The 11,690-nt window shown below is 69.5% G+C and carries 7 protein-coding genes; 4 read left to right on the plus strand and 3 right to left on the minus strand.

All coding sequences use genetic code 11. From position 1 onward, the window contains the following. Positions 1-537: 537 nt before the first annotated feature. From AX750_RS00065 to AX750_RS00075, 3 genes are all read right to left on the minus strand, one after another. On the minus strand, positions 538-4,872 hold the full coding sequence (locus tag AX750_RS00065) for a translocation/assembly module TamB domain-containing protein (RefSeq protein WP_066720580.1): 4,335 nt from the start codon (positions 4,870-4,872) through the stop codon (positions 538-540). Continuing rightward, positions 4,872-6,884 carry an autotransporter assembly complex family protein gene (locus AX750_RS00070; RefSeq protein WP_066720578.1) on the minus strand — a complete coding sequence of 671 codons (2,013 nt, stop codon included), beginning with the start codon at positions 6,882-6,884 and terminating at the stop codon, positions 4,872-4,874. Before AX750_RS00070 ends, AX750_RS00065 begins: the two co-directional genes overlap by 1 nt. 116 nt (positions 6,885-7,000) lie before the next feature. After that, positions 7,001-7,753, minus strand: a complete 753-nt coding sequence (locus tag AX750_RS00075) for a hypothetical protein (RefSeq protein ID WP_066720576.1) — start codon at positions 7,751-7,753, stop codon at positions 7,001-7,003. Between the two features lie 162 nt (positions 7,754-7,915). On the opposite strand from AX750_RS00075, the gene AX750_RS00080 reads away from it, so the two are divergent. The 4 genes from AX750_RS00080 (at position 7,916) to AX750_RS00095 (ending at position 11,641) form a co-directional block, all read left to right on the plus strand. Further along, positions 7,916-8,410, plus strand: a complete 495-nt coding sequence (locus AX750_RS00080) for a DUF4142 domain-containing protein (RefSeq protein WP_066720573.1) — start codon at positions 7,916-7,918, stop codon at positions 8,408-8,410. Positions 8,411-8,499: 89 nt separating this feature from the next. Next, positions 8,500-9,429, plus strand: coding sequence for a LysR family transcriptional regulator (locus tag AX750_RS00085; protein ID WP_066720570.1), 930 nt, complete (start codon positions 8,500-8,502; stop codon positions 9,427-9,429). Between the two features lie 111 nt (positions 9,430-9,540). After that, positions 9,541-10,425 carry a shikimate dehydrogenase gene (locus tag AX750_RS00090; RefSeq protein ID WP_066720567.1) on the plus strand — a complete coding sequence of 295 codons (885 nt, stop codon included), beginning with the start codon at positions 9,541-9,543 and terminating at the stop codon, positions 10,423-10,425. Positions 10,426-10,504: 79 nt separating this feature from the next. Continuing rightward, positions 10,505-11,641, plus strand: a complete 1,137-nt coding sequence (locus tag AX750_RS00095) for an ABC transporter substrate-binding protein (RefSeq protein ID WP_066720564.1) — start codon at positions 10,505-10,507, stop codon at positions 11,639-11,641. Positions 11,642-11,690 lie beyond the last annotated feature (49 nt).

The raw sequence follows: 11,690 nt of genomic DNA on the forward strand, positions 1-11,690 counted from the left end.
CGGCGGCGGAACCGAGGAGGAGGCTCTTAACGAGCTTCATTGGTAACCTCCAAAAGAGTTTCGAGACCCTCGGGCTTCCGCCAGTTCTGTTGGTGACCAGCCCCAGGAGACCCAATCACCGAACCAGCTTGTTCCCGGTCTTTCGCCCGCGTCCCTGACCATTCAGAGGCGAAGACGAAAAACAGCGACCGGGAACGTCCCGACGCAGGACAACCATACGAATGCCCGGATGCCGATCAACCGCGATCACGCCGCCGAGAGCCGCAGGGGGGTGCTTTGGAATGCGGTGTTGCAGGCAGGCCACGCTTTGACGGGCGAAATTTACCAACCGTTAACCGCGCCCGACCGGCAAGCCCCGTTTCGAGGCGTTCCAGGGTGGAATCGGCGTGAGCCCTGCCGCCCGTCGCCGCGCGGCCCGATTCCCCCGTTCCCCCTCAGACGATCGGGCCGCTCCGCCAGTCCATGTCGCTGAGATCGGCGGCTGGCGGGCAGGCGGGCCCGCTCAACGGGGGTCGCCGCGCCGCAAGCGCGGACGAATCAGTACTCCCACTCGGCGCCGACGCCGACCGCCGCCCCGCCCTCGGCATTGGTCTCGGCCTGAAGCTTGAGTCGGCGCGTCAGATCGATGTTGACCGAGACACCACTGTCCTCCGGCCGCGCGCCCGCCTTCACACCCACGGAGACGTTGTCGCTGATGTAGCGCGAGACGCCGACGGTCGGGCCGCCGGCGCCGACCTGAATGTCAAGATTGTCGACGCCGAGGGATTTGCGCAGCCGCTCGAAGGAATCATCGCCGCCGCCCCCGGCGAACTGTGCCGCCGTCTGCGCCAGCTGCAATGCCTGGAAGGGCGAGAGCGAACCCGACGCCCGCGCGAAGAGCAGGCGCGACAGCACCTCGTCCTGCGGGAGATCCGGATTGGAGGTGAAGGCGAAGGACGGCGCATCGGCCGGGCCGGTGACGATGACGCGGGCGGTGACGTCCCCGGCACGGGTCTCGGCTACGAAGTCGAGTTCCGGCAGCGTTCCACCCGCGAAGGTCAGCCTGCCGCGGCTGAAATCGAGACGCTGGCTCAGCACGGTGAGGCGCCCGCGGCGCAATTCGAAGCCGCCGTCGAGCTGCGGGGCCGCCAAGCTGCCGCCGACCCTGAGCTGCCCGCCAAGTTCAGCATCGATGCCACGGCCCCGGACAAAAACACGGCTCGGCGCCGAAACCGTGAGCGCGAGCGCGGCGTCGAAGGCCGGCGCCGGACGGGCACCCCGCCTGGCTGGGCGGGCGTTGCGCTTATCCGCGGCGAGGCGGGCGGCCGCCGTGCCGGTCGGGCGGATATGCTTGATGCCGTCGACGGGACGCAGGGTCGCCGGCAGCCGGTCGGGCACCTTAACATCGAGCGAGAGCACGTCGACGCGCCCGCCGATCCGCGGCCGCTGGGCGAGCGGGCCCGCGATGTCGAGGCCGAGGTTGGCGACGGCGGTGACGATATCGCTGGAGACGAGCTGGGCGCGATTGCCCTGGATCCGGATGGACCCCGGAAAGCCCGCAGCGGGATCAAGCTCGACCCGCCCCGTGGCCGAGAGCGTGCCGCCATTGGGCGTGCTGGCGCTGGCGCGTTCGATCGTCAGGTTTTCACCATTGGCGGCGACCCGCGCCTCGATCGCGGTCAACCGGACGCCCTGCAGCACATCCGTGAAGCTGCCGCCGCTCAGCGTGGCCGACCCGCTCAGCCGCGGAGCGGCGAGCGAGCCCGCCGCGCGAAGATCAAGCGCCACACTGCCCGTGACGCGCTGACCCTGCGCGCCGATCAGTGGGTTGGCGAGCGCGGCATCGACGCGGCCCTGCGCCACGAGGTCGAGCACGCCGGCTGCGTTCAGCGGCGCTGTCCCGCGCAGCGTCAGGGTTGCGCCACGGCCGGCATTGACCGTCGCATCGACGCTCGCGACCTCGCCCTTCAGCGCGCCGGATGCCGCGATCTCGACCGGCGGCAGGCCGGCTCGGCGCGTCTCGGGCGTGACCAGACGTGAAATCCTGACGCTCCACGGCCCTGTCGGCGCAGCGGCTGTGCCGCCGATCTTCGCCTGCGCCTCCAGCGTCCCCGCGAGGTCGAGGCCCGGCGCGATGATGCGGGCGGCCGAAAGCGGGACGTTGCGGGCGGCGATGTCGAGATCGAGCGTCTCCCCTGCGCGGCCGGCGAGCGTCAGGCGCCCGTTCTCGATCGCCAGCGCGAAGCCCCCGATCTCGACGCCCCCGGCCGGGAAACGGAAGCTGGCAGGGTTGGCGAGCGCGATGCGCCGGCCGTCGCGGCGCGCCTCGAAGCTCGCCAGTTCGAGGCTGAGCGGTTCGCCGGGAACGAGACGGCCGGCGCCGTTGAGGGCAAAGCCGCGCGCGGCGGCGCTCAGGGTGAAGGCGCTGGCCTCGGGCGCGCCCTTCGACTCAAAGCGGATGGCGCTGATCGCCTCGCCGGCCAGAACGGCGCGGTCGATGGCGAGCGCGGCATCAAGCTGCGGACGGCCATAGACGTCGCGCGCGGCCGCCGTGGCGTCGAGACGGTCGATCGCCAGCGAGGGACCGGCGAGCTTCGTGCCCTTGGCGGTGAGATCAAGATTCTGGCGCCCCTCGACCACGGCGAGGCGGAGATCGGCGTCGAGCTGGCCGCCGAGCTTGGTCAAGGCGAGCGCCGAAAGATCGTCGAGATTTCGGGCGGCGAGCGTGATGCGCCCTTCGGCGCGGCTGGCGGGATCGAGCGTCAGGCCACCGTTCAGCTGGACGGAGCCGATGGCGATGTCGAGCGCCGAGAGATTCCAGCCGTCTCCCGGCAGGCGCGCGAGCGCGACGGTGCCCGTGGCGGGCCGGGAATCGATCTCGCCGTTCAGGGTCAGGCGGCTGTCGAGCGCGCCCTGCAGATCGCGGATCACGGCATCCAGGGTCAGGCGCGGGATCGGGCGGGCGAGTGCCGTCGCGTCGGCGATGCCGAGCCGGGCCGTGGCGTCGAGCCTGTCGCGCGGGCCGCTGATCTGCGCCGTGAGGTCGCCGCGGCCCGAAAGCCGGGGATCGGCGCGCTTCAGATCGGGCAGCGCCAGGGCGAGGCGCAGATCGGAGGCCTGGCGTCCGATGCCACCATCAGCCGTGATCGTGGCATGTTCGCCGGCAAGCCGAAGGCCGCTGACCGTGATGTCCTCCGCCAAGGACCTGACCCGGCCGTCGAGCGTCAGGCGGCCCGCCAGCAGGCGGTCGAGGCGGGCGTCGCCGGTGGCGAGGCGCTCCCCTCGCCCGCTCAGGGTCGCGGCATAGTCGTTGCGGCGCGGCGTGGCGTCGATCTCGGCCGCGATCTCGGCCCGGCCGCCGAGCGGGCGCCCGGCCAGGCCGCTCAGGCGCGCGAGATCCGGCAGCACGGCCTGGAGGCGCCCCTGCGTGCGCACATTGCCGGCCTTGCCCTTGTAGTCGAGTTCGACACCCGACAGGGCGAGCCGCAGCGTCTCGAAATCGGCGGTGCCGTCATCCTGCGCCGTGCCGCGCAGGGTGAAGGTGACGCGCTCCCCCACCGCCCGCGCAAGCGCCCGGTCGGTCAGACTGATTCCCGCCGCCTCGCCATCCGCCGTCAGCGCGATGCGCGTGCCGGGCTGGCCGATCTGGCCGGTGGGGGTGGCGTTGAAGGTCAGGCCGAGGCGCTCGAATCCGCCGGCCGGCAGGCGCGCCTCGCGCGCGTCGAGAGTCGCCACGATGGTCGGGCCCGCGGCCGGGCCGCGAATGGTCGCGTCGAAGGCGAGACGGCCGATCTCGGTGCCGGAGGCGACCGTCTTGCCGCCGGCGTTGGGCAGCGCCGCCGCAGTGACGCGCAGATCGAGCGTGCCATCGGCCGCCGTGCGCCCGCCCACATCGAGTCGCGCCAGCGCCGAGACCAGAGCGAGACTGCGGATGTCGACGCCGCCGCCATCCGGGAAGCCGACAGCGCCGTCGAGCCGTGTCGAGCCGGCGAAGACCGGCGCGACGGGGGCCGGCATCAGCCCCTCGATGCGCGAATCGAGCGCCAGGGTGAGCAGTCGCTCGGTACCGCGCCGGTCGAGCCGGGCATCACCGCGTGCGCCGATGGTCGGGCCGGCATTGAAGATCAGGGTCGAGCCGAAGGAATCGAGCGGCCCGTCGCCGCCGAGATCGAGCGTCACCGGCGGCTCGCCGGGGAGGCCGGCGATCTTCGAGATCAGCCCGCCGGCCGGCTCGTCGAGCTTGACGTTGAGCTGGAGCCGCGTCGTGTCCGGCACGAAGGAGAGGTTGACGTCGAAACGGCCCTGCGCGTCGAGACGGCGCGCCGCGAGCCGCAGGTCCAGCCCCTCGCTCGGCGGCCCAAGACTCGCCGAACCGGTGGCACCGAGCCGCGCGGCGACGCCAACCACCGGCTCGCCCAGGGCGAGCTCGTTCAACTGGAAGGCGCGGACGATCACCTTCAGGGGCAGTTCGGGCAGGATCGGGCCATCTGGCGGCGGGGCGGCGCCCGGGGGTGGCGGCGCCTGCTTGCGCAGAAGCTCGAGCCTGCCGATCTCGAGCCGGTCGATGTCCAGACGGCGCAGCAGCAAGGCGCTGCGTGTCCAGATCAGGCGGGCGCGGTCCAGCCGCAGCCAGGGGCCGTCGCGATCCGACAGGACGATGTCGCGGATCTCGACATCGGAGGAGAGCGCGCCGTTGACCGCGCCGATCGAGACCTGGCTGGTGTCGCTGGAGAGCGCCTTCGAGATCAGGTCGGCGACCACGCCGCGATCGGTCTGGGCGTTCTGGGCGATGCCGCCGAAGGGCACGAAGGCAACGAGAGCTGCCAACAACAGCAGCGCTGGCAGGGCGAGACGCAGCGCGAGGGGCCGCAGCGATGTGAGATTTGTCCGCATCAGAAGGCCTGCCCGATGCTGACATAGAGCGCGACGGGTTTATCGCCCTTGCGCGGGTTGAGCGGCGCGGCGACGTCGACGCGGATCGGCCCGATGGCCGTGTAGTAGCGCAGGCCGAGACCGGCGGCCATCTGCAGGCGCTGCTTGAAGTCCGGCACGCTGCCCTCGAAGGCGGTGCCCGCATCGAAGAAGGGCACGACGCCGATGGTGTCGGTCACCTTGATGCGCGCCTCGAGCGAGGCCTCGAACAGGCTGCGCCCACCCGTCAGGCGGTTGAGCGGGCCGAGTGGCGAGAGCGTACGATAGGCATAGCCGCGCACCGAACCGCCGCCGCCGGCATAGAAGCGCCGGGTCGCAGGCACCTCGTCGAGATCGGCGCCAGCGATCGAGCCCAGCCCGACGCGGCCAGCGAGCACATAGCGCGCATCCTCGTCCAGCGCGTAGAAGGCCGCGAGCGACGCCTTGCTCTGGACGATCCCGACGGTCGAGCCGAGGAAGGTCGGATAGGGCGCGACGGAGGCTGTGGCGCGGATGCCGCGGGTGGCGTCGAGCAGGCTGTCGGTCGAATCGTATTTCACCGAGAGCGGGATGCCGACGAGGGTATAGTCGACCTGGCCGAGCACGTCCGAGGTCTGGCCTCGTTCGACCTCGAGCCCCGCCGAGATCGAGAAGGTGTCGCTGAAGCGACGCTGGATCGCGGTCGTGACATTGCCGTAGCGGGCGGTGTAGCCGCCGAAGCGGTTGGTGCCGACGCGCTGGCGCGTCGCGACGCCGTCAAGCAGCCAGTCATAGCGGCTGCCCCACAGCGCGGGTTTCAGGAAGCTGAAGGCAAAGCGGCCGCCGAGATCGGAGCGCTCGAAATCGTCGAACTTGGTGATCTTGGTGCCGTCGATGCGGGGGGCGAAGAAGACATCACCCTCGAGCCGCAGGCGCTCGGCCCCGCCGAAGAGGTTGCGGTGCTCCCAATAGGTCTTCACCGCCGGGCCATCGATGGTCGAATAGCGCGCCGAGAAGCCAAGCAGGCGCTTGGGCCGCTCCGTGACCTCGACGAAGATCGGGAGGTTGCCGGCGCCGTCCAGCCGCTCGTCTTCCCGAATCCGCACCGAGCCGACGGCGGGGATGGTGCCGATGGATTTGCGTGTGTCGGTGAGGGCCTTGGGCGAATATCGATCGCCCGGCTCCAGATAGATGAAGGAGCGGATGACCTCGGGCGGGATGTCGCCGGTCTCCTCGACCGAGACCGTGCCGAAACCGGCGACCGGCCCCGGCTCCACGACATAGGTGACATCCATCGTGCGGGCGGCATGGTCCACCACCGGCTGCAGATCGACGACCTTGGCGAGCGGACGCGACTGGGCGCGCAGATGATCGACCAATGCCGCCCTCGCCGCCCGCAGCGAAGCCGAGGTGGCGGGGTCGCCCGGCTTCAGCCGGCTGACCTTGAGCGGGTCGTCGATGGCGGGTGCGCCCGCTGCGCCCCGTTCGGCGACGTCGACCTTGCGCAGCGCGAAGACCGGCCCCGGGCGGATGGTGGCGGTGATCGGCACAGCCTCTCGGTTGCGGTGCGATTCGAGGGCGCGGATCAGCCTTGCATCGGGTTCCGCCCCGACCCGCAGCGCCACGCCATCGACGACCAGCGCGACTTCGGCATCGAAATAGCCCTGCGACCAGAGCGCATCGACCAGAGGGTTGAGATCGGCCGCCATCCGCCGTGCCAGGGTCTCGCCGTCGGGCGGCGCGTCCTGGCGCAGACGATAAAGCAGCGAGGCGTCCTGCAGCGTCCGCGTCAGCGCCTTGGCGTCATCGGCGCCGCCGAGATCGAATTCCAGCCGGTAGGGAAGCGTCGCCTGGCTGACCGCCGGCGGCTCCTCCTTCTTCGTGAACAGCCCGAACAGGTCCAGCGACGACAGGTCGAAAGCCTGCACCGGAACCGGCCGCAGCGCGACCATCAGGGCGAGCGCACAGCTTCCGCTCAGCGCAAGCGCGCTGCCCGCTCTCCGCCAGGACCGCATCCAACCTCCAAGCAACTCCCCCCACGACGCAACGGGACCACTCTAGCGAGGTTCCTGCCGCAACCATACAGAAACAAAACCGGCGCGGGCAAATGCGCCGGATTCGAGCGGTGTGGCTAACGAAGCGTTAGCGATACGCCGCCGAGCGGGGCGAGCTTGGTGACGATCTCGCCCTTGCCGGGCGAAAGCACGCCACCGCAGAGGCTGCCGGTGGTGACGATCTGACCGGCGCGCAGCCCGCCCATCAGCTCATCCTTCCGGTTGGCCCAGGCGAGGAAGGGCGCCACCGGATCGCCATTGGCGTGGACCGCCGGCTGATCGTAGATCGTGACGCCGTTCAGCGAGATGAAGCAGGTCAGCCCCGCGACCTCGTCCAGAACCTTCATGTCCAGTTCCTGGCCGAGATAGTAGCCGCCATGGCCGAGCGCGTCGGCCAGCCAGAGGGCGAAGGGCACGCCCTGCCAGTTGGCGAGACGGCTCTCGACGATCTCGATGCCGAGATAGGCCTTGTCGCAATGCGCCAGCAGCTCGGCCCGCGAATAGGGCTGATTCGGCCGCATCGGCACGTCCTTCGCCAGCCGCAGCGCGATCTCGATCTCGACGCGCAGCTCGGCGCCGATCGCGCCGTCATAGACGTCGCCGGGGGCGAGCCAGGGGCCCGGCATCAGGCCGGCGACGGGCGTGCCGTCCTCGGCGATGGCGACTTTCCAGCCCGCTTCGGCATGGCCCAGTGTCTTCGCGATGTCGGCCTGGATCGCCAGTCCGTCGAGGAATGAGGCCGGGACCGGCTGCGCGGCCATCTCGATCAGGCTCCTGTCGCGGCGGCTCGCGACGAGCACGGCGCGCAGGGTCTCGTGGGTGGTCGGCATGGCGTCTCGTCCCTGTCCTTATCGAACCGGCCTGGCCGGTGTCCGGGGCGCACCCTGCACGAGCCGCGCGCGCGAGGCCACCCCCGCGGTGGTGGGGAACCGTCGTGGCGCAGCCGGGTTGACCCCGTATCCACAGACCTTCCGGAAAGGCAGTTCGCCGCGATGAAACGGCTTCTCCCGATCATGACCGCGACCCTGATCTGGTCGCTCGGTGCCGGCGCGCAGACGGCCATGCCGCCGCAGGATTTCGTCCACAAGGCCGCGGTCTCGACCATGTTTGCCGTCGAATCGGCGACGCTCGCCTTGCACAAGACCACCTCGCCCGAGATCAAGAGCTTCGCCCACCGGCTTGCCAACGACCGCGGCACCACGGGCAGCAGCCTGCGGCAGATCATCGCCAAGCGCTCCGACATCGCGCTGCCGGAGCGCCCGGACGGGCGCCAGCTCGATCTTCTGCGCGATCTCGCGGCGCTGCAGGGCCTGGAGTTCGACCGCGCCTATGTCGCCGCGCAACGGCAGGCACAGGAGGAGAGCCTCGCCGTGATCGCGGCCTATGCCGAGAGCGGTTCGGACCCCGAACTCAAGGCCTTCGCCGAGAAGACGCTGCCGACCCTGCAAAAGCTCGACGCCGAGGCCAAGGCGCTGCCGAAGCCATAACAACCGCCTTCCCTGCCCGGCTCGCTTGACAGCGGGGCGCCGCTCCCCTCCGCTCGGCGTCAAAAGAGGTTGAGGGGACGAAAACGGCCATGCTCACCTTGCGGCAGATCGAGGTGATCCGCGCCATCATGATCACGGGCACGATCAGCGGCGCGGCCAAGCTGCTCGCGGTCTCGGCGCCGGGCATCAGCCGGCTGATGAAGCACACCGAGAAGACGCTGCGGCTGAAGCTGTTCGAGCGGCGGCACGGCCGCTATGTGCCGACGCCGGAAGCCAAGGACATCTTCGAGCAGATCAACGGGGTCTACAAGAAAGTCGACGACCTCCACTACACGCTGGCGCGGATCGAGCGCGGCGGCGGGGTCGAGTTGCGGATCGGCTCGGTGCCGAGCATCTGCCATGTGATGGTGCCGCGCGCGATCGAGAAGCTGAAGCGCAAGCACCCGGACCTTCGGCTCGACATCAACATCCTCAAGATCGAGGAGGCGCTCGACTATCTGCTGCTCGGGCGCGGCGAGATCGCGGCGATGAGCTACAAGCTCGACCATCCGGGCATCGACTTCCTGCCGCTGAGCCGGGGCGAGCTGCTCTGCATCGTGCCCGACGGTCACGAACTCGCCGGGCGGCCGGTGATCTCGGCGACCGAGATCGTGCGCCATCCGCTGATCGGGATCGACCCGAACGACCCTTACGGGCGGATCATGGCCGAGATCTTCTCCCGCCAGGGTCTCGCCTACGACATCGTCATCAAGGCGCGCTTCGGCACCACGGTCTGCTCGCTGGTGCGCGCCGGGCTCGGCATCGCCGTGATCGACCAGTTCACCGTCGCGCATGGCTCGATGCAGGGCATCACGACCATCCCGATCGCCGAGCCGACGCAGTTCCAGACCTATGTCGCCATCAAGAACGACAAGGCGCCGTCCGTCTATGCCGAGACTTTCGTGACGCTGCTGCGGCAGGAGATGGACGCTGTGGTCCGGCCGCGTGCCCCAGAGGCAAGAAGCCGGCTGGCAGGATAACATCAAGTTAGGTAATGCGATCAAATTGGTCATCGCGTTAGCGCGAGCGATCAGCTTATCTGATGGCGGCAACGCCTGCGATCATGATGGGGGAGCCACAGGGACGAGACGATGCCGGACATTGCCATCGCCAACCGGACGAAGCGCGTGCTGCTAGGCCTGATCGGCACGCCGATCGCCCATTCCGCCGCGCCGGCGATGCATGAGGCCGCCGCGCGCGCCGCCGGCTTCGAGCTGCATTACCATCTGATCGAGGTCGCCGACGCAGATCGCGCCGATCTGGTCTCGATCCTCGACGGCGTCCGTCGCATGGGCTTCTCGGGCATCAACGTGACCTACCCTTACAAGGAAGCGGTGGTGCCGCTGCTCGACGCGCTGTCTCCGGAAGCGCGGGCGATGGGCGCGGTCAATACGGTCGTGGCGCGGGACGGCGTGCTGACCGGCCACAACACCGACGCGACCGGCTTCGCCACCGCCTATCGCGCGCTTGGGCGCAGCGATGGCGACGCCCCCGTCGCGATCATCGGCACGGGCGGGGTGGGCAAGGCGATCGGCTTCGCGCTGGCCGGCTGCGGCGTCAGCCATCTGAGGCTCTATGACAGCGACCGCGCCAAGGCGCAGGCGCTGGCCGACCAGATCGGCACGCGCGCGCAGGTCGAGATCTGCAGCAGCGTCGAGGCGGCGGTGTCGGGCGCGGCGGGGCTCGTCAACGGCACGCCGGTCGGCATGCTGCCCAACCGCGACAGCCCCGTCCCCGCCGACCTCATCCGAAAGTCGCAGTGGGTGGCGGACGCCGTCTATCATCCCCTCTGGACACCGCTGCTCAAAGCCGCGCAGAAGGCGGGCGCCATGGTGATGACGGGCCGCGAGCTCAGCATCAACCAGGCCGTCGACGCCTTTGCGCTGTTCACCGGGGTCCAGGCCCCGGAGGGTGCGATCGCCGACGCCTTCGACCGATCCCTCGCCGCGCAGGAGGCCAGGCACCGCGCAGCCTGAGATCACGCCACGTCAAACACGGCCCAAGGGCCACCCAAGAAGACCAAGAAGACCAAAACCAGAGCTGGAGGAGACAAGAATGAAGACCCCATGGATCATCGCTGCGGCCGTCACAGTCGGGCTGGCTGCGCCGGCGCTGGCGCAGGAGAAGGTGAAGCTCGTCAACGTCGTCGAGCTGTCGGGCGCGGGCGCGACCGCCGGCACGAACTGGAAGAACGGCATCGACCTCGCCGTCGCGGACATCAACGCCAAGGGCGGGATCCTCGGCCGACAGATCGAGATCGTGCATTACGACACGCAGACCAACCCGGGTAACACCCGCGCCGCCGTGCAGCGCGCCATCGACGAAGGCACCTATGCGGTGCTCGGCCCGGTCTTCTCCGGCCCGATCGGCGCCTCCATGCAGATCGCGCAGCGCGCCGAAATCGCGCAGATCGTCGGCGGCGAGGCGGCCGGCCTGACCAAGCAGGGCAACCAGTATCTCTTCCGCACCTCGCTCAGCCAGGCTGCGGCGATGCCGAAGATCGCCAAATATCTCAAGGACACGGTCAAGGCCGGCTCGGTCGCCGTGGTCTGGGTCAACAACGACTTCGGCAAGGGCGGGCGCGACGCGATCATCCCCGAGCTTGAAAAGGTCGGCATCAAGGTCGCGGCCGACGTCTCGACCGAGCAGGGCCAGGCCGATTTCGCCGCCGACGCGATCAAGATCAAGAATGCCAATGCCGACGCCGTCTTCGTCTATCTGAACGAGGAGGAGAGCGCCCGCTTCCTGCGCGCCGCCAAGCAGCAGGGCATCACCAAGCCGATGGTCGGCGAGACGACGCTGCTCGGCGCCAAGGTGATCGAGCTCGCCGGCGACGCCGCCAACGGCGTGCGCGGCCATGTCGGCCTGTCGATCGACGCGCCGATCCCGGCCTTCCAGGAATTCGGCAAGAAGTTCCAGGCGAAGTACAACTACGCCTCCGACCATAACGGCCTGAAGGGCTACATGGCCGTCCACATGATCAAGTGGGCGACCGAGAAGCAGAAGAAGTTCGACAAGAAGGGCGTCGCCGACAGCTTGCGCGGCGCGACGATCAAGCCCTCCGAGGAGCCGGGCATCCTGATCGAGACCACGATCGAGACCAATGGCGACCTCGACCGCGAGAGCTTCCTCGCCGAGGTCCAGAACGGCAAGCAGGTGATCACGGCGACGCTGCCGAAGATCAAGCCGTAAGTCGATGCACAACCGGGTTCCCCTCCCCCTTGTGGGGAGGGGTTAGGGG

The organism is Methylobacterium sp. CCH7-A2, from assembly GCF_001557075.1.
Lineage (GTDB): Bacteria > Pseudomonadota > Alphaproteobacteria > Rhizobiales > Beijerinckiaceae > Allobosea > Allobosea massiliensis.

What these genes read in the sequence shown, in the direction of transcription:
- AX750_RS00070 (WP_066720578.1), bottom strand. Translation starts at nt 6,884, where the DNA reads ATGCGGTCCTGGCGGAGAGCGGGCAGCGCGCTTGCGCTGAGCGGAAGC.
- AX750_RS00080 (WP_066720573.1), top strand. Translation starts at nt 7,916, where the DNA reads ATGAAACGGCTTCTCCCGATCATGACCGCGACCCTGATCTGGTCGCTC.
- AX750_RS00090 (WP_066720567.1), top strand. Translation starts at nt 9,541, where the DNA reads ATGCCGGACATTGCCATCGCCAACCGGACGAAGCGCGTGCTGCTAGGC.
- AX750_RS00065 (WP_066720580.1), bottom strand. Translation starts at nt 4,872, where the DNA reads ATGCGGACAAATCTCACATCGCTGCGGCCCCTCGCGCTGCGTCTCGCC.
- AX750_RS00085 (WP_066720570.1), top strand. Translation starts at nt 8,500, where the DNA reads ATGCTCACCTTGCGGCAGATCGAGGTGATCCGCGCCATCATGATCACG.
- AX750_RS00075 (WP_066720576.1), bottom strand. Translation starts at nt 7,753, where the DNA reads ATGCCGACCACCCACGAGACCCTGCGCGCCGTGCTCGTCGCGAGCCGC.
- AX750_RS00095 (WP_066720564.1), top strand. Translation starts at nt 10,505, where the DNA reads ATGAAGACCCCATGGATCATCGCTGCGGCCGTCACAGTCGGGCTGGCT.